Annotated in this window: 21 protein-coding genes; 12 read left to right on the plus strand and 9 right to left on the minus strand. The window is 68.0% G+C overall.

Going from position 1 to position 22,986, the window contains the following annotated elements; translation table 11 throughout:
* Window positions 1–192 precede the first annotated feature (192 nt).
* Complete coding sequence (gene def, locus ACM0O9_RS12295; protein WP_005419619.1) at window positions 193–705, minus strand: peptide deformylase; 513 nt, start codon at window positions 703–705, stop codon at window positions 193–195.
* A gap of 126 nt (window positions 706–831) precedes the next feature.
* Between def and ACM0O9_RS12300 the strand changes: the two genes are divergently transcribed.
* From ACM0O9_RS12300 to ACM0O9_RS12340, 9 genes are all read left to right on the plus strand, one after another.
* The gene (locus ACM0O9_RS12300) at window positions 832–1,962 is read left to right on the plus strand and encodes a LysM peptidoglycan-binding domain-containing protein (protein WP_414604279.1); all 1,131 of its coding nucleotides are present in this window, start codon (window positions 832–834) and stop codon (window positions 1,960–1,962) included.
* Window positions 1,963–2,072: 110 nt separating this feature from the next.
* Window positions 2,073–3,200 carry a DNA-processing protein DprA gene (dprA, locus tag ACM0O9_RS12305; protein ID WP_414604280.1) on the plus strand — a complete coding sequence of 376 codons (1,128 nt, stop codon included), beginning with the start codon at window positions 2,073–2,075 and terminating at the stop codon, window positions 3,198–3,200.
* Window positions 3,201–3,243: 43 nt separating this feature from the next.
* Window positions 3,244–3,717 carry a DUF494 family protein gene (locus tag ACM0O9_RS12310; RefSeq protein ID WP_005419622.1) on the plus strand — a complete coding sequence of 158 codons (474 nt, stop codon included), beginning with the start codon at window positions 3,244–3,246 and terminating at the stop codon, window positions 3,715–3,717.
* A 39-nt stretch (window positions 3,718–3,756) separates the two neighbouring features.
* Complete coding sequence (locus ACM0O9_RS12315; protein ID WP_049411898.1) at window positions 3,757–4,515, plus strand: pilin; 759 nt, start codon at window positions 3,757–3,759, stop codon at window positions 4,513–4,515.
* A gap of 49 nt (window positions 4,516–4,564) precedes the next feature.
* Entirely contained in the window at window positions 4,565–5,494 is a 930-nt protein-coding gene (locus ACM0O9_RS12320; protein ID WP_065178799.1) for an RDD family protein, read from the plus strand.
* A gap of 193 nt (window positions 5,495–5,687) precedes the next feature.
* Complete coding sequence (locus ACM0O9_RS12325; protein ID WP_235649062.1) at window positions 5,688–8,171, plus strand: DNA topoisomerase I; 2,484 nt, start codon at window positions 5,688–5,690, stop codon at window positions 8,169–8,171.
* Window positions 8,172–8,302: 131 nt separating this feature from the next.
* Window positions 8,303–8,893: an L-threonylcarbamoyladenylate synthase type 1 TsaC gene (gene tsaC, locus ACM0O9_RS12330; RefSeq protein WP_235649061.1), complete on the plus strand. Its 591-nt coding sequence runs from the start codon at window positions 8,303–8,305 to the stop codon at window positions 8,891–8,893.
* Between the two features lie 43 nt (window positions 8,894–8,936).
* Entirely contained in the window at window positions 8,937–9,626 is a 690-nt protein-coding gene (locus ACM0O9_RS12335; RefSeq protein WP_235649060.1) for a DUF4124 domain-containing protein, read from the plus strand.
* Window positions 9,627–9,660: 34 nt separating this feature from the next.
* A complete protein-coding gene (locus tag ACM0O9_RS12340) occupies window positions 9,661–10,371 on the plus strand; it encodes a hypothetical protein (RefSeq protein WP_197598661.1) in 711 nt (236 codons plus the stop codon).
* Between the two features lie 93 nt (window positions 10,372–10,464).
* On the opposite strand, the gene ACM0O9_RS12345 is transcribed toward ACM0O9_RS12340, so the two are convergent.
* The gene (locus ACM0O9_RS12345) at window positions 10,465–11,241 is read right to left on the minus strand and encodes an SDR family oxidoreductase (protein WP_005419635.1); all 777 of its coding nucleotides are present in this window, start codon (window positions 11,239–11,241) and stop codon (window positions 10,465–10,467) included.
* 111 nt (window positions 11,242–11,352) lie between these two features.
* On the opposite strand from ACM0O9_RS12345, the gene ACM0O9_RS12350 reads away from it, so the two are divergent.
* Window positions 11,353–11,565, plus strand: a complete 213-nt coding sequence (locus tag ACM0O9_RS12350; protein WP_279946154.1) for a hypothetical protein — start codon at window positions 11,353–11,355, stop codon at window positions 11,563–11,565.
* 98 nt (window positions 11,566–11,663) lie between these two features.
* Here the strand turns inward: ACM0O9_RS12350 and sppA are convergent, their stop codons facing one another.
* The 4 genes from sppA to ACM0O9_RS12370 form a co-directional block, all read right to left on the minus strand.
* Window positions 11,664–13,586, minus strand: coding sequence for a signal peptide peptidase SppA (gene sppA / locus ACM0O9_RS12355; protein ID WP_061478137.1), 1,923 nt, complete (start codon window positions 13,584–13,586; stop codon window positions 11,664–11,666).
* 115 nt (window positions 13,587–13,701) lie between these two features.
* A complete protein-coding gene (locus tag ACM0O9_RS12360) occupies window positions 13,702–15,066 on the minus strand; it encodes an MATE family efflux transporter (protein ID WP_005419642.1) in 1,365 nt (454 codons plus the stop codon).
* A gap of 206 nt (window positions 15,067–15,272) precedes the next feature.
* On the minus strand, window positions 15,273–15,854 hold the full coding sequence (locus ACM0O9_RS12365) for a DUF3106 domain-containing protein (RefSeq protein ID WP_032954564.1): 582 nt from the start codon (window positions 15,852–15,854) through the stop codon (window positions 15,273–15,275).
* Window positions 15,847–16,851 (minus strand): hypothetical protein, encoded by a 1,005-nt coding sequence (locus tag ACM0O9_RS12370; RefSeq protein WP_095378171.1) that lies wholly within the window; start codon window positions 16,849–16,851, stop codon window positions 15,847–15,849. Before ACM0O9_RS12370 ends, ACM0O9_RS12365 begins: the two co-directional genes overlap by 8 nt.
* A 412-nt stretch (window positions 16,852–17,263) precedes the next feature.
* Between ACM0O9_RS12370 and ACM0O9_RS12375 the strand changes: the two genes are divergently transcribed.
* Window positions 17,264–19,441 carry a primosomal protein N' gene (locus ACM0O9_RS12375; RefSeq protein WP_414603854.1) on the plus strand — a complete coding sequence of 726 codons (2,178 nt, stop codon included), beginning with the start codon at window positions 17,264–17,266 and terminating at the stop codon, window positions 19,439–19,441.
* A 96-nt stretch (window positions 19,442–19,537) separates the two neighbouring features.
* On the opposite strand, the gene ACM0O9_RS12380 is transcribed toward ACM0O9_RS12375, so the two are convergent.
* Together ACM0O9_RS12380 and ACM0O9_RS12385 are read right to left on the minus strand one after the other, a co-directional pair.
* Complete coding sequence (locus tag ACM0O9_RS12380; protein WP_005419650.1) at window positions 19,538–20,158, minus strand: glutathione S-transferase family protein; 621 nt, start codon at window positions 20,156–20,158, stop codon at window positions 19,538–19,540.
* A 111-nt stretch (window positions 20,159–20,269) separates the two neighbouring features.
* On the minus strand, window positions 20,270–21,049 hold the full coding sequence (locus ACM0O9_RS12385) for an NYN domain-containing protein (RefSeq protein ID WP_049470953.1): 780 nt from the start codon (window positions 21,047–21,049) through the stop codon (window positions 20,270–20,272).
* A 123-nt stretch (window positions 21,050–21,172) separates the two neighbouring features.
* Here ACM0O9_RS12385 and ACM0O9_RS12390 point away from each other — a divergent pair, with 123 nt between their 5' ends.
* Window positions 21,173–22,453 (plus strand): NAD(P)/FAD-dependent oxidoreductase, encoded by a 1,281-nt coding sequence (locus ACM0O9_RS12390; protein ID WP_065178805.1) that lies wholly within the window; start codon window positions 21,173–21,175, stop codon window positions 22,451–22,453.
* Window positions 22,454–22,533: 80 nt separating this feature from the next.
* Here ACM0O9_RS12390 and ACM0O9_RS12395 read toward each other — a convergent pair whose 3' ends face one another.
* Window positions 22,534–22,986: a hypothetical protein gene (locus ACM0O9_RS12395; protein ID WP_065178806.1), complete on the minus strand. Its 453-nt coding sequence runs from the start codon at window positions 22,984–22,986 to the stop codon at window positions 22,534–22,536.

A 22,986-nucleotide genomic window follows, 5' to 3' on the forward strand; every position in this document is an offset into this window, starting at 1 on the left:
GGGGGGGCCCCCCCCCCCCCCCCCCCGCGACGACACCGCGAATTCCGGCGTACCGGCAAAGACAATCCTCATGGCTACCCCACTTGCAGGATGGATTCGTGCAGGAAAGAAAACGGCGCCGTCGGCCGGCGCCGTGCAGCCCGCGCGCGTCGCGCAGGCACGGGCCACCCGAAGGGCGGCCCGGATGGGCGATCACGCCACGTGCTTGCGCTGCTTGGCCAGCTTCTTGCGGACCATCTCGCGCTTGAGCGGCGACAGGTAGTCGATGAACAGCTTGCCGTCCAGGTGGTCCATCTCGTGCTGGATGCAGGTGGCCAGTACTTCACCGGCCTCCAGCTGCTGTTCCTGGCCGTTGCGGTCCAGGTACTTCACGGTGATGGTGTCGGCGCGGGTGACGTCGGCGAAGATGCCCGGGACCGACAGGCAGCCCTCCTGGTACACCCGGCCCCCGTCCCTGGCGACGATTTCCGGGTTGATGAACACATGCGGTTCATTCTTTTCTTCGCTGACATCGATGACCATGAAGCGCTTGTGCACGTCCACCTGGGTGGCCGCCAGGCCGATGCCCGGGGCGTCGTACATGGTCTGGAACATGTTGTCGATCAGTTCCTGGAAGGCCGGCGTGGTGACTTCGGCTGCGTCGATCAACGCAGCCTTGGTACGCAGGCGCGGATCGGGGAACTCGAGAATGGGGAGAAGGGCCATGGCTGTTTCCGGATAGGGGGCCGGCACGCCGGCATACGTCGCAGATTCTAGCTCCAACGCTTGCCTTGCGCCCCGGTTTCTGGACTATAGTGCGTGGACCTGTTGGGGAATCAGGGCTTCACACCTATGTTGCTTCGTTTTCGTACGGTCGTCGCCGCGGCGATGCTGACCGTGGCTGCCTATGCTACCGCCGTGGAAGTGAATGGCGGGCACCCGGACACCTATGTGGTCCGAAAAGGGGATACGTTGTGGGATATCGCCGCACGTTTCCTGCAGAAGCCTTGGCTGTGGCCGGAGATCTGGCAAGCCAATCCGCAGATCGCCAACCCGCACCTGATCTATCCAGGTGACGTGCTGAGCCTTGCCTACCTGGACCGGGTGACCGTGTCCCAGGCCGGCCCGCGCCAGGAGGCCCCGATCGACGCCATTCCGCTGGCCCAGGTCGAGCCGTTCCTGAAGCAGCTGAGCGTTGTCGACAGCATCAAGCAGCTGCCCTACGTGGTCGGCCTGGAGGACAGCCGCCTGCGCGTGTCCGGCGGTGACACCGTCTACGTGCGCCTGGCCGATGCCCAGGTGGGCCAGCGCTGGGCCGTGGTACGCCCGACCGTACGGTACGCCCAGCCCAAGCCGACCGAAGACCTGACCGCCAATGGCGACGTGACCCCGGGCAGCGGCAACCTGTGGAAGGCCTACAACGCGCCCAACGCCCGCCGTGGCGTGCTCGGCTACGAGCTGGCCCAGGTCGCTACCGGCACCATCACCCAGATTGCCGGCGGCAAGGTCGAGGCCTCCACGCTGGTGCTGGACAAGAACGTCGGCGGCCGCGAAGTGCGCGCCGGTGACCGCCTGGTGCCGGTCGAAGCCAAGCCGTACGACCTGCAGTTCATCCCTCATGTACCCGCTGCCGGTGTCGAGGGTGTGGACGTGCGCGTGCTGGCCGTCACCGACATGTTCAATGCCGGTGGCCCGCGCGACGTGATCGCGATCTCGGCCGGCCGTGCCCAGGGCGTGGACAACGGCACCGTGTTCTCGCTGTGGCGCCCGGGCCGCCATGTGGCGCACCGCATGAAGTACCCGAACTCCTCGCGCATGGACGACTCGCTCAGCACCGGCGCGGGCCGGGTCTCGCTGCCGGATGAGTATGCCGCACACGCGATGGTGTTCCGTACCTTCGACAACGTCAGCTACGCGCTGGTGATGCAGGGCGTGAAGCCGGTGCAGGTCGGTTACAACGCGCTGCACCCGGACGCGAAGTAACCGTTGCCGGGCGTGCCGGCCGCTGCCCGGCAGGCGTCTGCGGGAAAACCTGACGATCACGTGCGAAGGCGCCCTAGGGCGCCTTTGTTGTGTGCGGCCGATAGTGGGGGATGACCACGCATGCATATGAGGCGCTGCTGCGCCTGTTGATGACGGGAGGCGCACTGGCGCCACGACGGGCCCTGCTGCAGGCCGCGGGCGGTGCGCAAGCCGCCATCGCGCAAGGCCCGGCGAACTGGCGCGCGCACGGCTGCACGCCGGAGCAATGCGCCGCGCTGGAACGTCCCGACGCCCGGGCGCGTGCAGCCGCCCTGCGCTGGCTGGAACAGGACAACCATCACCTGCTGCCCTGCACCGATCCGGCCTTTCCACCATCGTTGCTGGAGGTGCCCAACCCGCCGCTGGCGCTGTTCGTCGCCGGCGACCCAAGCCTGGCCTGGCGCCCGTCGGTGGCGCTGGTCGGCAGCCGTTCCCCCACCCCGGGCGGGCGCGCACTGGCCGCGCGTTTTGCCGGCTGTTTCGTCGAAGCGGGCCTGGCGGTGACCAGCGGCCTGGCCGCAGGCATCGATGCGGCTGCGCACCAGGCCACGCTCGAGGCCGGTGGCTGCACCGTGGCGGTGATCGGCACGGGCCCTGACCGCGCCTATCCGGACAGCCACGCCCAGCTGCAGGCGCGCATCGCCGCCGAGGGCGTGGTGCTCAGCGAGTACCTGCCGGGTACGGCGGCCCGCCCAGGTCACTTCCCCGCGCGCAACCGGCTGGTGGCCGGGCTGGCGCTGGCCACCGTGGTGGTCGAGGCCGCGCAGCGTTCGGGCGCGCTGATCACCGCGCGCCTGGCCGCCGAGGCAGGCCGCGAGGTCTGTGCCCTGCCCGGGTCGGTGCTCAACCCGCGCGCGGCTGGTTGCCACCGCCTGATCCGCGAGGGCGCGGCGCTGGTCGAGCGCCCCGAGGAGGTTCTGGAACTGCTCGCCCCTGCCCTTCGCCTGCAGCTGCCGGGCTTGCAATCGCGGCTGTCCACCCCCACTGAACAGGCACTGCCGGCCCTCCTGCCGGCGCGCTGGGCCGACGACCCTGACTACCAGTGCTTGTGGCGAGCCCTGGACCACAACCCAAGCGGTATGGATTCACTGATCACGCGCTGTGGATTGACGGCGCCCCAGGTGTCCTCCATGCTGCTGGCCATGGAACTGGCGGGAATCGTGGTGTGCGTACACGGCCGCTACTGTCGAACTCCCTAGTTTCTTCACCTCCACAGCGTCGCGCGACGCAGGCCGAGGGGCAATGAAAGAGAGCATCCTGGATGTACTGCTGTACCTGTTTGAACACTATTTCAGCGAAGATGCGGACCTGATCCGTGACCGCGATTCGCTGCAGAACGGCCTGATCCAGGCCGGTTTCAGCCCCACCGAGATCAACAAGGCGTTCGACTGGCTCGATGCCCTGGCCGCGCAGCGGCCGAGCGTGGCCCAGGCGCGGGTCGATGGCCCCGTGCGCATCTACCATGGCCCCGAGCTGGACAAGCTGGATGTGGAATGCCGCGGCTTCCTGCTGTACCTGGAACAGCACGGCATCCTCGACGCCGACCAGCGCGAGCTGGTGCTGGACCGGGCGATGGCCCTGGACCAGGACGAACTGGACCTGGATGACCTGAAATGGGTCGTGCTGATGGTGCTGTTCAACCAGCCCGGCTCCGAAGCGGCCTATGCCTGGATGGAGACGCAGATGTTCATGGACGAGCCAGAACCCCTTCACTGACCGTACACTTGGGGGCATAGCGCATTCAGGAGCGTCCCCGTGAGCGAGTGGTTCCATGCAGAAGGCAACCGGCAGCAAGGCCCGCTGCCGGCGGAACAGTTGGTCGAATTGTTCCGAAACAACCAGATCTCCCTGGACACCCTGGTCTGGCGCGACGGCCTGCCGCAATGGCAGCCGTTGCGCACCGTTGTCGACGAGCTGGGCCTGATCGTGCCGGCGCTGGACGTTGCTGCGCCGGCCCAGCCACCCGAGCCGGAACCGGAACCGGTGGCCCCGCCTCCGCCGCAGCCGCCTGTACTGCCGCCGTCCACGCCCTATGCCACCCAGGCGGCGGCTGGGGTCCTGCCGCCGCCGAAGAAGAAGCTCTCCGGTTGCGCCCTGACCGCGATCATCGGCGGCGGCCTGCTGCTGGTACTGGTACCGATCATGGCCATCCTCGCGGCGATCGCCCTGCCCGCATACAACGACTACACCGTGCGTGCCAGGATCGCGACTGCGGTCAATGCCCTGCAGCCGCTGAAACAGCAGGTGCAGCACTTCGCCGACGATGAAGGCCGCTGCCCCGGCGCCAACGATGCCGGTTTCCCGGCCCCGGGTGACTTCACCCAGGCCGGCCTGTCGGCGGTGAACATCGGCCGCTTCAACAACGGCCACTGTGGCATCGAAGCAACGCTGGCCGTGCCCGGCAAGAGCCTCGATGGCGACCTGCTGTGGCTGGAATATGATCGCGACAGCGGCCGCTGGGAATGCAGCGGTGAAAGCGACGACAAGTACCTGCCGACGTCATGCCGCGGCTGAGCCACGCGCACGGCAGCACCTCCAAGGACGATCCAACAGGGAACATGCAATGACTGAGTGGTACTACGCCGTAGGACAGCAACGCCAGGGCCCGCTGTCGGTCCAGGAGATCCGCCAGCGCTTCCAGCGCGGCGAACTGAACCTGGACACCCTGGTCTGGCGCGAAGGCATGGCCCAGTGGGCTGCACTGCGCCAGGTGGTCGATGAACTGGGCCTGCAGACGCTGGCCGACGCCAGCACCGCCACTGCCAGTGGCGGCTTCGACCTGCGCAGCGACTACGCCGCCATCGACAACGGCACTGCGCCGCTGCCTGGCACGGGCGCGCTCAGCAGCTCACCCTACAACGCACCGGCCGCCGCCGCTGCCGGTGGCGCGCGGCCGGTGATCGGCGGCGAGGTGGTCTACGCCGGCTTCTGGAAGCGCGTCGCGGCCTACATGATCGACTACTTCGTGCTGGCCGTGCCGGGCGGCATCATCGGCGCCATCATCGGCGTGGTGCTTGGCGCCAGCATGGGCGCGGTGGGCAGTGGCGAGACCTCCATCGAAATCGTCGCGCAGCTGGCCAGCGCGCTGATCAACATGGTCATCGGCGTGGCCTACTACACCTGGTTCCATTCCTCGCAGGGCGGCGCCACGCTGGGCAAGATGGCGGTCGGCATCAAGGTCGTGCGCAGCAATGGTGACCGCCTGACCCGTGGCCGCGCCTTCGGTCGCTACTGGGCCATGCTGCTGAGCAGCTTCACCCTGGGCATCGGCTTCCTGATGGCCGCCTTCACCGAGCGCAAGCAGGGCCTGCACGACATGATCTGCGACACCCTGGTGGTCGACCGCTGGGCCTACACCGACCAGCCGCAGCTGCAGCGCCATGAGCTGGGTACGGTCACCATCGTGATCCTGGTACTGACCGGCCTGCTGACGGTGGCGGGCCTGGTGCTGCTGGTGGCTGCGGTCGGCTTCATCGCCAAGATGGCCTCATGAACGGCCATCCTCACGTCTGGCTGCTTGACAGGGGCTGGCCGGGCGTGATTCCTCTAATAAGGTGAAACCTGAACGCCCGGCACACTACCGGGCGTTCAGCGTATTGATTTGTCCGTGGCCGCTTCACTAATGCGGCCGTTTGCTCCACCCTAGCGGCCCCTTCCCTGCGGCTCGCCCCACAGACACTGCTGCCATGCCCAAGCACCTGCTCATCGTCGAATCGCCGGCCAAGGCCAAGACGATCAACAAATACCTCGGCAAGGACTACACCGTCCTGGCCTCGTATGGGCATGTGCGTGACCTGATTCCGAAGGAAGGCGCGGTCGACCCGGACAACGGGTTCGCCATGCACTACGACGTGATCGACAAGAACGAAAAGCATGTCGATGCGATCGCCAAGGCCGCCAAGGGCGCCGACGACATCCTGCTGGCAACCGACCCGGATCGCGAGGGTGAAGCGATCAGCTGGCATATCGCCGAGATCCTGAAGGAACGCGGGCTGGTCAAGGACAAGCCGATGCAGCGCGTGGTGTTCACCGAGATCACCCCGCGCGCCATCAAGGAAGCGATCAGCCAGCCGCGTGCGATCGCCAGCGACCTCGTCGACGCCCAGCAGGCCCGCCGCGCACTTGACTACCTGGTCGGCTTCAACCTGTCGCCGGTGCTGTGGCGCAAGGTGCAGCGCGGCCTGTCTGCCGGCCGCGTGCAGAGCCCGGCGCTGCGCATGATCGTCGAGCGCGAGGAAGAGATCGAAGCCTTCATCGCCCGCGAGTACTGGTCGATCGCTGCCGAGTGCGCGCACCCGTCCCAGCACTTCAATGCCAAGCTGGTCAAACTGGACGGGCAGAAGTTCGAGCAGTTCACCGTCACCGATGGCGACACCGCTGAAGCGGCGCGCATGCGCATCCAGCAGGCCGCGCAGGGCTCGCTGCACGTCACCGACGTCGCCAGCAAGGAGCGCAAGCGCCGCCCGGCGCCGCCGTTCACCACCTCCACCCTGCAGCAGGAAGCCTCGCGCAAGCTCGGCTTCACCACCCGCAAGACCATGCAGGTGGCGCAGAAGCTGTATGAAGGCGTGGCCATCGGCGACGAAGGCACCGTCGGCCTGATTTCGTACATGCGTACCGACTCGGTGAACCTGTCGCAGGACGCGCTGGCGGAGATCCGCGACGTGATCGCCCGCGACTACGGCATCGCCTCGCTGCCGGACCAGCCCAACACCTACCAGACCAAGTCGAAGAACGCCCAGGAAGCGCACGAAGCCGTACGCCCGACCTCGGCCCTGCGCACCCCGTCGCAGGTCGCCCGGTTCCTTACCGACGACGAGCGGCGCCTGTACGAGCTGATCTGGAAGCGTGCGGTGGCCTGCCAGATGATCCCGGCCACGCTCAACACGGTCAGCGTCGACCTGTCGGCCGGCAGCGAACACGTGTTCCGCGCCAGCGGCACCACCGTGGTCGTGCCCGGCTTCCTGGCCGTGTACGAGGAAGGCAAGGACAACAAGAGCGCCGAGGACGAGGATGAGGGCCGCAAGCTGCCCGCGATGAAGCCGGGCGACCGCATCCCGCTGGAACGCATCCTGGCCGAACAGCATTTCACCCAGCCACCGCCGCGCTACACCGAAGCGGCGCTGGTGAAGGCGCTGGAAGAGTACGGCATCGGCCGTCCCTCGACCTACGCCTCGATCATCCAGACCCTGCTGTTCCGCAAGTATGTGGAAATGGAAGGCCGCAGCTTCCGCCCATCCGACGTGGGCCGCGCGGTGTCCAAGTTCCTGTCCAGCCACTTCACCCAGTACGTGGATTACGACTTCACCGCCAGGCTTGAGGACGAGCTCGATGCCGTCTCGCGCGGTGAGGAAGAATGGATCCCGCTGATGGCCCGTTTCTGGGAGCCGTTCAAGGAACTGGTCGAAGACAAGAAGGAATCGGTCGACCGCGCCGAGGCCAGTGGCGCGCGCGAGCTCGGCACCGACCCCAAGACCGGCAAGCCGGTCAGCGTGCGGCTGGGTCGCTTCGGGCCGTATGCCGCCATCGGCAGCACCGCCGAGGACGCCGAGGAAAAGCCGAAGTTCGCCTCATTGCGCCCCGGCCAGTCGATGCACACCATCTCGTTGGAAGACGCGCTGGAACTGTTCCTGATGCCGCGCGCACTGGGCGAGGACAATGGTGAGCCGGTCAGCGTCGGCATCGGCCGCTTCGGCCCGTTCGCCAAGCGCGGCAGCACCTACGCCTCGCTGAAGAAGGAAGACGACCCGTACACCATCGACCTGGCCCGCGCCGTATTCCTGATCGAAGAGAAGGAAGAGATCGCGCGCAACCGGATCATCAAGGAGTTCGAGGGCAGCGACATCCAGGTGCTGAACGGCCGCTTCGGCCCGTACATCAGCGATGGCAGGATGAACGGCAAGATCCCCAAGGATCGCGAGCCGTCATCGCTGACCCTGGCTGAAGTGCAGCAGCTGATGGAAGAAACCGGCAAGCCGGTGCGCAAGGGCTTCGGCGCCAAGAAGGCCGCTGCGAAGAAGGCACCGGCCAAGAAGGCTGCGGTGAAGAAGGAAGCAGCGCCGAAGAAGGCCGCGGCCAGGAAAGCGCCGGCCAAGAAGGCTGTGAAGAAAGCTGCCGCAAAGAAGGCACCGGCGAAGAAGGCCGTCAAGAAGACCGCTGCAAAGAAGTAGATCCACGCCATGCGCGGATGAGGGGCGGTGCCGGCCGCTGGCCGGCAACACCTGGAAGCGTCGGATGCCGGCCAGCGGCCGGCACTACCGAGTGGGTGCGTTCCACCCCTTCTGCACGCGGCGGGGGGATAATGGACGCCCACGCCGGGCCGGTCGCCGTCATGAAAGAACTCACCCTGAACTCTGCTGTCGCCACGCTCCGCGCCGGTGGCGTGATTGCCTATCCGACCGAGGCGGTCTGGGGCCTGGGCTGCGATCCGTCACATGAAGCCGCGGTGCACGCGGTGCTGCGGCTGAAGCAGCGCCCGATCGAAAAGGGCATGATCCTGGTCGCCGCCGAACTGTCGCAGCTGGAGGGCTGGGTCCGCCTGCAGGCGCTGCCCGACGCCCGCCAGCGTGCGGTTCTGGCCAGCTGGCCGGGCGCCAACACCTGGATCCTGCCGGCCGGTCCGCGCGCCCAACCGTGGGTCACCGGTGAACACAGCGGCATCGCCGTACGCATCAGCGCCCACCCACTGGTCGCCGCCCTGTGCCGCGCCTGGGGCGGGCCGCTGGTCTCCACCAGCGCCAACCTGGCAGGTGAACCGCCGGCACGCAGTCGCGCCGAGCTGGATCCGCGCCTGCTGCGCCTGCTCGATGGCCTGCTCGATGGCGAGACCGGTGGCCTGGCCCAACCGACCCCGATCCGCGACGCGCTCAGCGGCAACGTGCTGCGCTCCTGAGCGGACGATTGCACTGCCGCGGACAATCACGCACCCTGCCGCCATGAACCTGCTGCGCACCGCCCTGGGCCTGTGCCTGTTGCTGCCATGGACCGCACCCGCCGCCGAGGACGTGCGCGTGTACCGCTGTGTCGCCAGCAACGGCGCCGTGGCCCTGCAGGACAAGCCCTGCAGCAGTGGCCGGCAGGAAGTGCGTGACCTGCAGCGCCCGCGCGACCCGGCCCCCCGGGTGGTGCGCAGCGACGCGGCACCCGCCCGGCCGGACGAGGTTCCGGTGATGCGTGATCGTGAGGTCCGCCACGTCTACCTCCAGCCACCACAACCGTTGTACGAATGCGTGAGCGACGACGGTCGCCGCTATACCAGCGACAACAACGAGGGCAATCCGCGCTGGGTACCGTTGTGGACCAGCGTCTGGCTTCCGCACGGGCACCACGGCCCGGTCCATCCCGGCCCACGCCCGGCCTTCGGCACGCCGGTCGGCACCCCCATCGGTGAAGGAACCGGCTACCGGCCGCCCGCGGTGGGTGTCGGTGTGCAGGTTCCGGCCGGCAGCGTGCTGGTCCGCGACAGCTGCCATGCGCTGCCGCCGCAGGAAGTCTGCGCGCGCCTGCGCGACCGCCGCTGGGAACTGGACCGCCGCTACAACAGTGCGCTGCAGAGCGAGCGTACTGCCATCAGCAACGAACAGCGTGGCATCGACGCACGCCTGTCGCGGGACTGCGACCGCTGAGCGCAGCACCTGCCGTGGCATGTACGCTGTGCGCATGAAGAACCTGATCTGGCTGGCCCTGGGCCTGTTCGCCGGCAACGCAGTGGCCGACGACGGGGTGATCTACCGCTGCACCTCCAGCAACAGCGATGTGCCCACCCTGCAACGTACGCCCTGCCCTGCCGGCAGCAAGCAGCAGGTGGTGCGGATTCCGGCCGCTGCCAGTGCGCCGCCCACGCCGACCCCTGTGCCGTCGCCACCCGAACCGGCGGCGGCGGGTATGCCGCCGGCTTCCGCGCCCAGCCCCCGCCGCCCCGGCGAAGGACGCACGATCATGGAAGCCGGCATGGTCGAACGCGAAGGCGGCGATCTGATACTCGACAGTGCATCGCTGCCACGCCAGGCTGATGCCGCGCCGGACAGCAATGCGCCGCCGAAGCCGCCGCTGCCGCCCATCTTCCAGTGCACCGACAGCCAGGGCGGTGGCTACCTGCACGAATACGAAGCTGCCCCCGGCCGCTGCGAACTGATGACCGTGCAGGGCCTGGGCGGCGCCACACCGGTCAATGCTGCAGGCTGCGAAGTGGTGCGCGACCGCTGCGAGGAACTGCCGGAAGCGCAGCGCTGCAGCAGCTGGCAGCAACGCTTCCGCGACGCACGTGGCCGCGAGCGGTTCGCCTCACCGGAGAACCGCGACAAGGCCCGGGGCGAACGCGAACGGTTGCAGGGCGTGCTGGAGGCCAGCAACTGCCCGGTACCGGGGTGACTGCCATGCGGTAGTGCGGGCCGCTGGCCGGCAACTGCAATCACCTGAAGATCTCGTGGTTGCCGGCCAGCGGCCGGCACTACCACCGCATGATCAGAAGCCGTAGCGCAGGAAACCGCCATCCACTGCGATGCATTCGCCGGTGACATAGCTGGCCGCCGGCAGGCACAGGAAGCCCACGGCTGCGGCCACTTCCTCCGGTTCACCGATGCGGCGCATCGGCGTGCGGTTGACCACTTCCTCGTAGTAGTCCGGGTCCGACAATGGACCGGACGTGCGCCGCGTGCGGATGTACCAGGGCGCCACCGCGTTGACCCGGATGCCATCCTCGGCCCACTCGACGGCCAGGTTGCGGGTCATCTGGTGCATCGCGGCCTTGGTCATGCCGTAGACCACGCCACTGCGCACGTGGGTCAGCCCGGACACGCTGCCGACATTGACGATCGACGACGACGCGTGCCGGGCCAGCAGCGGATGCGCGTAGCGCGACAGCTCGAAGGCCGAGAACAGGTTGGTCTCGAAGATCTTGCGCCACTCGTCCTCGGAATACTCCGTGGCTGCCTTGGTGACGTTGCCACCAGCGTTGTTGACCAGGATGTGCAGGCCATCACTGTGGTCTTCCACCCAGTCCAGGATCTGGCGGCGGTCCTCGTCATCGGAGACGTCCGCGGCCAGCGCATGCACCTGGTGCTGCGGATACACATCCAGCAGTTCGTCGCGCGCGGTCTCCAGCATGTCGATATCGCGGCCGACGATCATCAGATCGGCGCCGAGCCCCGCCAGTTCATGCGCGATGGCCAGGCCGATGCCGGCGCTGGCGCCGGTGATCAGGGCCGTCTGGCCGTCCAGGCGCCACCGTTGCTGGGTCATGTGTCCTCCGGGGCCGCGCCCGCTGTGTTTCGATGCCGCAAGGATACGCGCTCACGGCAGCGCGTTGCCGGAGATGCGACACTGCGCGAACGCCCACCGCGGAGTACCGCCATGCGCATCCTGATCCTGTTCTTGTCCCTGCTGGCCATCGTGCAGCTGGTTGCCTGCCAGCGTCCGCCGACGCCGAACCCGGAGAAGCCACCGGTACCCAAAGCGATGTCGCATGCGATGCAGGAGCCGCTGGACCGCGCCAAGGGCGTGCAGAAAACCGTCGATGATGCTGCCGCGCGTGAGCGCAAGGCCGAGGCCGACGCGGCGCAATGACCGGTGGGGTCAGAGCCCTTTGCGAAGCCAAGGAATCCGACCCCATGAACGAAAACGCCCGGCCTGAGCCGGGCGTTTTCATTCGATAGCGTTGCCGGTCAGAACCCGCAGAAGCAGTACGCCAGCGCCTTCACCGGTGCGCCGTTGCCCTTTTCGCGGGCCGCGTTCTCGACGAAGCGCAACTGAGTGTCCACTTCCGGCATCGTGCGTGCCAGCATCATCCGCGCCATGCCCGAATCGGACAGCATCCAGGCACCGGCACGACTGCCAGCGAAACCGCTGACGAACTGTGCGAACGGCGTGGCCGCCTTCTCGATGTAGCGCACGCGATAAGCGTCGGCCTTGCCCAGCTTGGCACGGCTGGCAGCGTCGGCCACGGCATCCTTCAGGCCACCGAAGGCATCGACCAGGCCGCGTTCCTTGGCCTGCGCACCGCTCCACACGCGGCCGCGGGCCACCTCGTCCACCGCCTCGACCGGCTTCTTGCGGGCGTCGGCGACGCGGCCGGTGAAGTCGGCGTAGCCCTTGTTGATCACCGACTGGATGACCTGGCCCACGGCCGGATCCATCGGGCGGGTGACATCGAATGCACCGGCGAAACGGGTGGTGCCGACACCATCGGTGTGCACGCCGATCTTGTCCAGCGCGCGGCTGAAGTTCGGCACCATGCCGAAGATGCCGATCGAACCGGTGATGGTCGACGGATCGGCGTAGATGCGATCGGCATTCATGCTGATCCAGTAGCCACCGGAGGCAGCCAGGTCGCCCATCGACACCACCACCGGCTTGCCGGCAGCCTGCAGCGCCACAACTTCACGGCGAATCTGCTCGGAGGCGAATACCTCACCGCCCGGCGAATCGACGCGCAGCACCACGGCCTTCACGTTGTCGTCGTCGCGCGCGGCGCGCAACAGCGCTGAGGTCGACTCGCCGCCGATGCGGCCGGCCGGCAGGTCGCCACCGCTGATCTCGCCGGCAGCCACCACCACGGCCACCTGCGGACGCGAGTCCACCGGGTTGCGGCGGGCGTCGAGCAGGGCCAGGTAACGGCCGAAGTCGACGTTGCGGAAACCACCGTCGGCGTCTTCGTCGGCCACGCCGCGCTCGATCATCAGATCCTCGAATTCCTCGCGGGTCTTCAGCGCGGTCACCAGCTTCTGCTGCAGCGCGAACTTGGCCAGGTCGCCACCGGCGGCGGCAATGCCTTCCGGCAGCGTGTCGATGCCGGCAGCCAGCTGCGCCGGATCCAGGCGGCGCGCCTTGGCGATGTCGCCCAGGTAGCGCTGCCACACATCGTTCATCCAGAACAGGTCGGCTTCCTTGGAGGCCGGCGACGCGGCGTCAAGCACGTACGGTTCGGCCGCGGACTTGTACTCGCCCACCTTGAACAGGTGCACGTCCACGCCCAGCTTGTCCTGCAGGCCGGTGCGGAAGTACTGGCGGTAGCGGCCGAGGCCTTCGAGCACGACCGAACCCATCGGGTCCAGGTAGACCTCGTCGGCCTGCGCGGCCAGCAGGTACTGCGACTGGCCCATGCTCTCGCTGTAGGCCACCAGCTGCTTGCCGGAAGCGCGCAGATCCTGCAGCGCGGCGGCCACTTCACGCAGCGAAGCGAAGCCGGACGGCTGCAGCTTGTCAAGCTCCAGCACCACGCGCTCGATCTTCTTGTCGTCCTTGGCCGACTCGATCACCCGCAGCAGGTCGCGCAGCTGGATCTCTTCGGCACCGTTGTCACCCACGGCCTTGGCGAGTGCGCGGCTGACCGGATCGGCACTGAACTGCTCGACCAGGCGGCCCTCCGGCGCGATCACCAGAGTGGTGCGGTCCTGCAGTGACTTGCTGGCACCGGCGCCCATGCCGGCGGCGATGACGAACATCACCAGCAGCAGGAACAGCAGGCCGAAGAACACCAGGTTGAGGATCAACCGGCGGGTGAAGTTCATGACGTCCCACAGCCCGATGAAGAAACTGGCGACGGGGTTGCGACGCGCCGGGGGCAGCGGGGGCACGGGTTGATTCATGGAACGCTCCGGATGGCTTCTTGCCGTGGTACCAGCATAGCCGGTGCCGCGTGATGCGGCATCGGACACAAGTCAGGGGATCGCCCGCCATGGGTCGGCATGGCGGGCAGGACGATCAGGACAGCGCGGACTGCCCGATGCGCTGGCTGCTGCGGCGCAGGCGCCAGCCCATCAGGATGGCAGCGGCGGTCAGGCCGACGATCAGGCCGATCCACATGCCCTGCGGGCCCATGCCCAGCCCCAGGCCGAGCCCGGCGCCGAGCGGCATGCCCAGGCCCCAGTACGCGAACATGGCGATGAACATCGGCACGCGGGTGTCCTTGAGGCCGCGCAGCGCACCCGCCGACAGCACCTGGATGCCGTCCGGGAACTGGAAGGTGGCCGCGTACAGCAGCAGGGTCGAGGCCAGGCCGGCCACTGCCAGGTCGTTGGTGTACACACCGACGATGGCATCGTGGCCGAACAGCAGCACCGCCGCTGACAACGTCTGCGTGCCCATGATGATCGCGTAACCGGCCCACGCCGCACGCCGCACGCCGAAGCCGTCACCACGGCCGACCGCATGGCCGACGCGCACGGTGGTGGCCTCGGCCACGCCCATCGGGATCATGAAGCACAGCTGCGCGACGTTGATCGCGATCTGGTGTGCCGCCGCTTCATTGGCACCCAGGCGGCCGATCAGCAAGGCGGTGACGATGAACAGGCCGCCTTCCATCAGCACGGTGATGCCGATCGGCAGGCCGGTGCGCAGCAGCTCCCAGATCGCCTTCCAGCGCGGTCCCTCGAAGTGCGAGAACAGCTGCAGATGGGCGAAGCGCTTGGTCCGCCACAGATACAGAGCGAATGCGGTCGCCTGCAGCCACATCATCACCGCCGAAGCGATGCCCAGGCCCTCGGCCCCCAACTCCGGGAAGCCGAGCTTGCCATTGGCCAGCACGTAGCCCATCGGTGCCAGCACCAGCAGGCCACCGAAGCCGAGCAGCATGGTCGGCAGCGTCCAGTGCATGCCCTCGCTGAGATAACGCATGCAGAAGTACAGGGTCAGCGCCGGGCCACCCCAGCGCACCGCATGCAGGAACGCGGTCGCCCCCGGCACGATGTCCGGCGCGATGCCGAAGGCCGGCAGCAGCGGCGGCACCACGGTGAGGAAGGTGAACATGATCAGCCCCAGCCCCAGCGCCAGCCACAGTGCCTGGCGGAACAGCGGGCCGATCTCGCGCTCGCGGCCGGCGCCGTGCAGCTGCGACACCGAAGCGGTGAGCGAGATCAGGGTGCCGATCGGAATCAGCATTGGCAGCCACAACAACGCCGTACCGATGGTGACTGCGGCAAGGGTCGCCGTAGCGTGGTGGCCGGCAATCACGTTGTCGACGAAGGAGATCAGACCGGTGGACACATGGCCCAGCACGAGCGGCAGGGCGAGCAGACCGGTGGCGCCGACTTCCTTGCTGAAGCGCGGCGTGGAGGTTGCAGTAGACATAAGGTGCTTGACGCGAACTGCGGTTGCGCGCGAAGGGCACAGGCACCGGGTTGCGGGCGCCCATCTTACGCGGGCGGCGCCTGCATTCCCATGACATGGCGTGAATGCTGGGTTTCAGCCGCCCCAAGCAAAAAGGGGACGGAGGGGATTAAGTCGCATTCGGCACTGACTGGCCTGATACGACTTAATCCCCTCCGTCCCCTTTTCTACTGGCCGGCCTGGCGCTTTAGCCAGCTGTCGCGCTCGGCGGCGGGCACGGCGAGGAAGGCGCTGCGTACCGTGTCGCGTTCCTGCGGCGGCGTGCGCTGCGCGACCAGGGCCAGCTGGGCCAGCTGCGCCGGGTTGAGCTGGCGCAGCACGGCCAGCGCGGTCTCGCGTTGCTCCGGTGGCACGAATCCGAACAGTCCGTGCAGCTTGGGGAATTCCAGGCCCAGCTGCGGGCCCAGCCGCCATCCGGCGCGGAACGCCTGATCCTGCGCCTGGAATTGCTGCCGCATGCGCTGCTGTTGATCGGCCGGCAGCGAATTGAAGCGCGCAGCCGCCTGACGGATGCGCTCGCGCTCTGCTTCCGGCAATGCGCGCCAGGCGGCGTAGTCGGCACGGCGCTGTCGCTGCTGCTGCGTATCCAGCTGAGCGAATTCGGCAGGTGCTGTTGCAGCGGCCGACGCCGGCGTGGCCGGCGAACTGCCCGGAACCGGTGGCGGCAACGGCACGCTCAACGGCTGCGGTGCGGCGGACAGCGACAGCGGCAGGGCCAGCAGCAGGCTGGCGAGCACGGACTTATTCATCGGCGGCAGCCGTTTCCAGCGTGGCACTGGCCGGCTCCGGCCGGCTCGGCTTGGCTTGCGATTCATCCACCGGCAGCGGGCCGCCCGCGGCAGTCCACGCGTACAGGTCGGCATCGGCGACCAGCGGGTAGTCGCGATCTGCCAGCATCGCTGCGTCATCATTGGCTTGCGCCTGGCCCGCGTCCGGTGTGGCGTCCACCTTGCTCGGTGGCAGGGCTTCCACGGTCACCGGACCGGCTTCGCCCACCACGCCCTCCGGCAAGGGTGCATCGCTGCCGAACGAATGTCCCTGCAGGTGGCGCCACCCCAGCGCGGCGGCCAGCAGTACCGCCACGGTCACCAGCAGGATCAGCGGACCGCGCCAGCGCGGCCTGGCATTCGCGCGGCGGCGCTTGCCGTTGGCGGCCGCACGCTCGTCCCGCTGCGGTGCGCGCCAGCTGGAGGCCGGTGCTTCATTGTGGGTGGTGGGTGCGGCCGGCTGCTGCAGTTGCTGCAGGCGTGCGGCCGGCAGGTCACGGACACGGGTCTGTACCTGCTCGGCCAACTGGCGCCAGGCCACGGCATCGGGCCGGCCCTGGGCATCACGCGGGCAGGCATCGGCCAGCAGGTGCTGGTAACCGGCCTCGTCCTGGTCGAGCACGCGCATGGCGATGCCCTCGTCCAGGCTGCCGCCCACCCGCAGCAGCAGCGCCAGTCGTGGAAGTGGCGGCATCGCGCCCAACGCGGCCAACGACGGCGCCCACTGCCCGCCCGCCGGCTCGCGCAGCGCCTGGCGCTGGCCCAGCAGGGTCCAGAAGCGGGTCGGCCATTGCGCCATCGGCAGGTCGCTGGCGACCGCTGCAAACGCGCGCATCACTGCCACCAGGGTCTGCTCGGCACGCGCGGCATCGCCGCACTGCAGTTCAGCCACCACCAGGGCGCGGCGTTCGACGCCACGCAGGAACGCCGACAGCGCGCCGGCCGCGGTCGAGGAAACAGGGGCGGGCACAGCCGTCATCGGTCACTCCAAAGGTCTGCCGGCATGATAGCGGCAGCCCATCGGCACCCGTAGGACTTGCGCCCACAGGCACTTCGTGCTGCAGGTTGTGCACAGCACCACGCTCCCCGCGCGGGAAATTGCGGCATGCAGCTGAATTCACTCTGTTTCAGCAATGTTTCACACTCAAGTTATTGATTTTGAATGCCTTTCAAGTGTGGCTATTTTTTGACCAACCCAAGCGTGAGCTCGTCGCCATCGGCCTCCTGGGTTGCCGTCGACCGGTAACGCACAACGTTATCCACAGAACATGTGGATAAGCCTGAATCTCCAATGGACACCGATATTTAGGTGACATTTATGATTCAACGGCCGTGCCCGGGCACGTCTGCCCCCTGCCATTCGCGCGCGCATGGCCCGTTACACTGGCCCGATGCTTTCGCCCATTCCGACCCTGCAGGTCGCCCTGCCCGTCCCCCTGCCCCGCCTGTTCGACTACCTGTCGCCGGAGGGCGATGGCCCCACGGCCGCGGTCGGCTGCCGCCTGAAGGTGCCGTTCGGCAACCGCGAGCTGGTCGGCGTGGTGGCCGGCCACGGCCAGACCGACGACGGCCAGGGACTGCGCCAGGCGCTGGCCTGGTGCGACCGGCAGCCGCTGCTGCAGGGCGAACTCTGGCAGAGCCTGCAGTGGCTGGCGCGCTACACCCATGCGCCACTGGGCGAGGTGCTGAGCACCGCCCTGCCCGGCCCGCTGCGCCATGGCGAGGCCCTGCCCGACACCCACCACTGGGGTTGGCAGCTGACCACCGAAGGCCACGCCCAGCGCGAAAAGCTGCGCGCCGGAAGCCGTCCGCGGCAGCTGGCCGAGCTGCTGGCAGGAGCGATCGTGGATGAGGACGTGCTCGGCGAACGCATGGCCGACTGGCGCACCGCTTCACGCAGCCTGGCCAAGCGCGAGCTGGCCGAGCGCGTGGCGATGACGGTGGCACCGCAGCATGCGCAGCCGCTGCCCGGCCCCACGCTCAACCCGGACCAGGCCGGGGCGGTGGCTGCGATCAACGCTGCCGACGGCTTCCAGCCGTTCCTGCTGGACGGCGTGACCGGCAGCGGCAAGACCGAGGTCTACCTGCAGGCGATCATCCATTGCCTGGCGCAGGGCAGGCAGGCGCTGGTGCTGGTACCGGAAATCGGCCTGACCCCGCAGACCCTGGCACGTTTCCGCGGCCGCCTGGGCATCGCCGTGCACGCCTTGCATTCGGGGTTGAACGACAACGAGCGCGCGCGCGTCTGGGCGGCCGCCTCCCGAGGCGAAGCGCGGGTCATCGTCGGCACCCGCTCAGCGGTTTTCACGCCATTGCCGCAGGCCGGCCTGCTGATCGTCGACGAGGAACACGACGGCAGCTACAAGCAGCAGGACGGCATCCGTTACCACGCGCGCGATTTCGCTCTGGTGCGCGCCAAGGCGCTGGGCATTCCGGTGCTGCTCGGCAGCGCCACCCCTTCACTGGAAACGCTGCACAACGCCTACGCCGGGCGCTACACGCACCTGCGCCTGAAGCAGCGCGCCGGCGATGCGCGGCCACCGCGCGTGCGCATCCTCGATGTACGCAAGCGGCCGCTGCACGATGGCCTCTCGGCCGATGTGCTGGCTGGCATCGGCGAACACCTGCAGCGTGGCCAGCAGGTGCTGGTGTTCAAGAACCGCCGTGGCTACGCACCGGTGCTGCTGTGCCACGACTGCGGGTGGACCGCGCCGTGCCAGCGCTGCGATGCGCCGATGACCGTGCATGGCGGCGGCCGACGCCTGCAATGCCACCACTGTGGCGCGCGCCAACCGGCGCCGTTGGCATGCCCGGCCTGCGGCAGCCTGGCGCTGCAGCCGCAGGGCATCGGCACCGAACGCCTGGAAGAACACCTCACCGCCGCCTTCGCCGATTTCCCGGTGGTGCGCATCGACCGTGGCACCACCTCACGCCGCGATGCGCTGGAGCAGCAGCTGGCGAAACTGGGCGACCAGCCCGGCATCCTGGTCGGCACGCAGATCCTGGCCAAGGGCCACGACCTGCCGAAGCTGACCCTGGTGGTGGTGGTCGGCATCGACGAAGGCCTGTTCTCCGCCGACTTCCGCGCCAGCGAGAAGCTGGCGCAGCAGCTGATCCAGGTGGCCGGTCGTGCAGGACGTGCGCGTGACCCCGGCGAGGTCTGGCTGCAGACCCATCACCCTGGTCACCCGCTGCTGGAAACCCTGGTGAGCGGTGGCTACCACCCGTTCGCGCAGGCCGAGTTGAACCAGCGGCAAGCCGCAGGGTTCCCCCCGTTCGCGCACCTGGCGCTGATGCGCGCCGAAGCGCAGCAGGTCGAGCACGCCAATGCGTTCCTGCTGGCTGCGCGGCAGTTGCTGGGCGAGCAGAACGTGGTGGAGGCGTACGGCCCGATGCCGGCGCCGATGCCGCGGCGCGCGGGCTACCAGCGCACACAGCTGCTGCTGTCGGCGCCGCAGCGGCCACCCTTGCATGGCGTGCTCGCGCAGCTGGTTCCGCAGCTGTATGCGCTGCCGGAAGCACGCAAGGTGCGCTGGTCGCTGGATGTGGATCCAACGGACCTGTATTGAGGGGTCAGAGCCCACCCGTCGGGTGGGATCCGACCCCGATGCCCTGGGGTCGGATCCCTTTTCGCAGAAAAGGGCTCTGACCCCGGACGCCTTCGCTTACGTCAGCGGCGACATCACGCCGCGCTGGTAGGCCGGGCGCTCACGCAGCCGCGCATACCAGTCAGCCAGATGCGGCAGCTCCGGTCGCTGGATCGGCAGCTCGTACCAGGCGTAGACCAGCGAGCCCAGCGGGATGTCGCCCATCGCGAACTTCTCGCCCGACAGCCACGGCTGCCTGGCCAGGGTAGCGTCGGCCATCGCCAGGTAGTCACCGGCGCGCACGATGGCGGCATTGATCCGCGCTTCATCGCGGTCGGCCGGCGCGGTGCGCATGATGCCCCAGACCAGGTCGCTGTACAGCGGCGCCATCCGCGACGTGCTCCAGTCCATCCACTTCTCGGCCTGGGCGCGTTCCATCGGGTCCTCAGCGTACAGGGTGCCCAGTGCATAGCGGGCGCTCAGGTAGCGCACGATGGTGTTCGATTCCCACAGCGGCAAGCCGTGGTCTTCGATCACCGGCACCAGGCCGTTGGGATTCATCGCCTGGTACTCCGGGGTCTGCGTACCACCATGGCTGCCACCGACTTCGATGGATTCGTACGGCAGGCCGATTTCCTCGGCGCACCACAGTACCTTGCGGACGTTGCTGGAATTGCGGCGGCCCCAGATCTTCAACATGCGGGTTTTCCTTGCTGGCAATGCGAGCGGCAACGATACGCCTGATCGGGTGGAGATGTGCGTGCCGGATGCGGGATCTGGCATCCGGGCATTGCCGGCCAGCAGCAGGCACTACCTGTTCTTTTTTGGCAGCGCGCGCACGTAGGACGACTTGCCGTCCTTCTTCAGCTCGAACAGGCCGATCGCCGCCAGCAGGTCGCTGAGCTTGCCGTAGCCATAGTTGCGCGGATCGAACGAGGCCTGGTTGCCGATCTGGCTGCCGACCGGGCCGAGGTGCGACCAGCCATCCTCACCCTCGGCCGCGGACACCGCACGGCGCAGCATCTTCACCAGCCGGGTGTCACTGCGCATTTCCGCACCGCTCTTGCGTGGACGCGCATCGTCGTTGGCCACCGGCTCGTTCGAGGCCTGCTCGCTGGACGCCTGTTCGGCATCGGGCACGCTGGCATGGGTCTGCCCCAGTGCCTCCAGGTAGGTGAACTTCGAGCACGCATTGACGAATGGCTCGGGCGTCTTCTTCTCGCCGAAGCCATATACCTTCACGCCATCGGTCAGCAGGCGCATCACCATCGGGGTGAAGTCCGCATCGCTGGAGACGATGGCGAAGCCATCAAGGTTGCGCGCGTACAGCAGGTCCATGGCATCGATCACCATCGCCATGTCCGAAGCGTTCTTGCCCTTGCTGTAGGCGAACTGCTGGATCGGTCGGATCGCATACTCATGCAGCACCGCTTCCCACCCTTTCAGTCGCGGGCTCTTCCAGTTGCCGTAGGCACGGCGCACGTTGGCCACGCCGTAGCGGGCGACTTCCGCCAGGACCTCGTCGATCTTCGAGGCCGGCGCATTGTCGGCGTCGATCAACAGGGCGATGCGCTTTTCCGGTTCGCTCATGGGCTCCTCACGGGCCGTTGCCTGAACCCGAGTATCGCCGATCCGGGCAGGCGCTGACGTGACAGGTGGCCGCCGTGCGAAGATGCCAGGCGCTTCCCCCGATGCCCCCACTGGAGTGAGTCGATGAGTCGCGAGCGCGTTCCCCACCTGGTCGTTGTCGGCGGCGGTTTTGCCGGTCTCTGGGCCACCCGTGCCCTGGCCCGCGAGCGCATACGCATCACCCTGGTCGATCGCCGCAACCATCACCTGTTCCAGCCGCTGCTGTACCAGGTGGCCACCGCCGGCCTGTCCGCGCCGGATATCGCCGCACCGCTGCGCCACATCCTCGGCCACCAGCGCAATGTGGAAGTCCGCCTCGGCGAAGTGGTGGCCATCGACAAGCGGGCGCGGCAGATCCGCATGGCCGATGGCAGCACGCTGGACTACGACAGCCTGCTGCTGGCCACCGGCGCCACCCACGCCTACTTCGGCAACGATCAGTGGGCCGATGATGCGCCCGGCCTGAAGACGCTGGACGATGCCATCGCGCTGCGCCGCAAGCTGCTGCTGGCGTTCGAACGCGCCGAGGCCGAACCGGACCCGGCGAAGAAGGCGGCGTGGCTGAGTTTCGCCATCGTCGGCGGTGGTCCCACCGGCGTCGAACTGGCCGGCACCCTGGCCGAGATCGCGCGCCACACGCTGCGCAACGAATTCCGCCACATCGACCCGGCCAGCGCCAGGGTGCGGCTGGTCGAGGCTGGGCCCCGCGTGCTGTCCTCGTTCCCGGATGTGCTTTCGCTGAAGGCGCGCCGCCAACTGGAAAAGCTGGGCGTGGAAGTGCTGACCGGTACCCCGGTGAGCGACATCGACAGCCAGGGCTTCAAGCTCGGCGAACAGTTCGTACCGGCGCGCACCGTGGTCTGGGCCGCCGGCGTGGCCGCTTCACCGCTGGCGCGCACGCTGGACGTGCCACTGGACCGCGCCGGACGCGTGCCGGTGCAACCGGACCTGACCCTGCCCGGTCACCCGGAGCTGTTCGTGGCCGGCGACCTGGCCGCACTGAGCCAGGCCGACGGCAAGCCGGTACCCGGGGTGGCACCGGCCGCCAAGCAGATGGGCAAGTACGTGGCCGAGGTGATCCGCGCGCGCCTGCACGGCAAGCCCGAGCCCGGCCCGTTCAAGTACGCCGACTACGGCAACCTGGCCACCATCGGCCGCATGGCCGCGATCGTGCACCTGGGCCGGCTGCAGCTTTCCGGCGTGCTGGCCTGGTGGTTCTGGCTGGCCGCGCACGTGTTCTTCCTGATCGGCTTCCGCAACCGCATCGTGGTGCTGCTGAACTGGGCAGTCGCGTACTGGAGCTACCAGCGCAGTGCGCGGATCATCTTCGGTGATGACCAGGATGACCGGCGGCCGAGGCGGTAGGGCTGCACGCAACGGGGTCGGATCCCTTTCCACAGGGAAGGGCTCTGACCCGGTCAACACCCTCCACGCATGGCGTGGATCTACTGGTTCATCGGGCCACCGGGCACCCGCCGTTTCGACCAGGTCCGGCAGAAGTCCTCCTTCCTCGCGGTGTCGGCAATCTGCGCGGCACTCCAATGCCGGGTGATCCAGATCGTCAGTGCGGTACTGCTGAGATGCCAGCGCAGCATGCCGCGCTGCGGTTGCCGCCACAGGTAGCGCCGGGCAATCCAGAAGGCCTCCCGCTCCACTTCAGGCACCTTCTTCATCGCGTCCTTGTCGAAGAACTGGGCGGTAAAGCGCCAGGGGTTCATCGGCTGGTATCCCGCCCGTGGCTCGCTGCTACACGCAGCCACACCACTGGGCGCACGGTCGGCCGGCGTCGGCCGACCGCCTGCCAATGCCAGCCCGAGCAGGTACAGCAGGCCAGGCAGCAGCGCGATGCCGGCGACCAGCACGACGACGGAGATCCATGCTTTGCCGGCGGCACGCAT

This window comes from Stenotrophomonas sp. FR012, from assembly GCF_047520565.2.
Classification (GTDB): Bacteria; Pseudomonadota; Gammaproteobacteria; order Xanthomonadales; family Xanthomonadaceae; genus Stenotrophomonas; species Stenotrophomonas sepilia.

What these genes read in the sequence shown, in the direction of transcription:
- ACM0O9_RS12325 (WP_235649062.1), top strand. Translation starts at nt 5,688, where the DNA reads ATGCCCAAGCACCTGCTCATCGTCGAATCGCCGGCCAAGGCCAAGACG.
- ACM0O9_RS12365 (WP_032954564.1), bottom strand. Translation starts at nt 15,854, where the DNA reads ATGAATAAGTCCGTGCTCGCCAGCCTGCTGCTGGCCCTGCCGCTGTCG.
- ACM0O9_RS12370 (WP_095378171.1), bottom strand. Translation starts at nt 16,851, where the DNA reads ATGACGGCTGTGCCCGCCCCTGTTTCCTCGACCGCGGCCGGCGCGCTG.
- ACM0O9_RS12300 (WP_414604279.1), top strand. Translation starts at nt 832, where the DNA reads ATGTTGCTTCGTTTTCGTACGGTCGTCGCCGCGGCGATGCTGACCGTG.
- ACM0O9_RS12385 (WP_049470953.1), bottom strand. Translation starts at nt 21,049, where the DNA reads ATGAGCGAACCGGAAAAGCGCATCGCCCTGTTGATCGACGCCGACAAT.
- dprA (WP_414604280.1), top strand. Translation starts at nt 2,073, where the DNA reads ATGACCACGCATGCATATGAGGCGCTGCTGCGCCTGTTGATGACGGGA.
- ACM0O9_RS12335 (WP_235649060.1), top strand. Translation starts at nt 8,937, where the DNA reads ATGAACCTGCTGCGCACCGCCCTGGGCCTGTGCCTGTTGCTGCCATGG.
- def (WP_005419619.1), bottom strand. Translation starts at nt 705, where the DNA reads ATGGCCCTTCTCCCCATTCTCGAGTTCCCCGATCCGCGCCTGCGTACC.
- ACM0O9_RS12340 (WP_197598661.1), top strand. Translation starts at nt 9,661, where the DNA reads ATGAAGAACCTGATCTGGCTGGCCCTGGGCCTGTTCGCCGGCAACGCA.
- ACM0O9_RS12375 (WP_414603854.1), top strand. Translation starts at nt 17,264, where the DNA reads ATGCTTTCGCCCATTCCGACCCTGCAGGTCGCCCTGCCCGTCCCCCTG.
- ACM0O9_RS12320 (WP_065178799.1), top strand. Translation starts at nt 4,565, where the DNA reads ATGACTGAGTGGTACTACGCCGTAGGACAGCAACGCCAGGGCCCGCTG.
- ACM0O9_RS12360 (WP_005419642.1), bottom strand. Translation starts at nt 15,066, where the DNA reads ATGTCTACTGCAACCTCCACGCCGCGCTTCAGCAAGGAAGTCGGCGCC.
- ACM0O9_RS12350 (WP_279946154.1), top strand. Translation starts at nt 11,353, where the DNA reads ATGCGCATCCTGATCCTGTTCTTGTCCCTGCTGGCCATCGTGCAGCTG.
- ACM0O9_RS12345 (WP_005419635.1), bottom strand. Translation starts at nt 11,241, where the DNA reads ATGACCCAGCAACGGTGGCGCCTGGACGGCCAGACGGCCCTGATCACC.
- sppA (WP_061478137.1), bottom strand. Translation starts at nt 13,586, where the DNA reads ATGAATCAACCCGTGCCCCCGCTGCCCCCGGCGCGTCGCAACCCCGTC.
- ACM0O9_RS12395 (WP_065178806.1), bottom strand. Translation starts at nt 22,986, where the DNA reads ATGCGTGCCGCCGGCAAAGCATGGATCTCCGTCGTCGTGCTGGTCGCC.
- ACM0O9_RS12310 (WP_005419622.1), top strand. Translation starts at nt 3,244, where the DNA reads ATGAAAGAGAGCATCCTGGATGTACTGCTGTACCTGTTTGAACACTAT.
- tsaC (WP_235649061.1), top strand. Translation starts at nt 8,303, where the DNA reads ATGGACGCCCACGCCGGGCCGGTCGCCGTCATGAAAGAACTCACCCTG.
- ACM0O9_RS12380 (WP_005419650.1), bottom strand. Translation starts at nt 20,158, where the DNA reads ATGTTGAAGATCTGGGGCCGCCGCAATTCCAGCAACGTCCGCAAGGTA.
- ACM0O9_RS12390 (WP_065178805.1), top strand. Translation starts at nt 21,173, where the DNA reads ATGAGTCGCGAGCGCGTTCCCCACCTGGTCGTTGTCGGCGGCGGTTTT.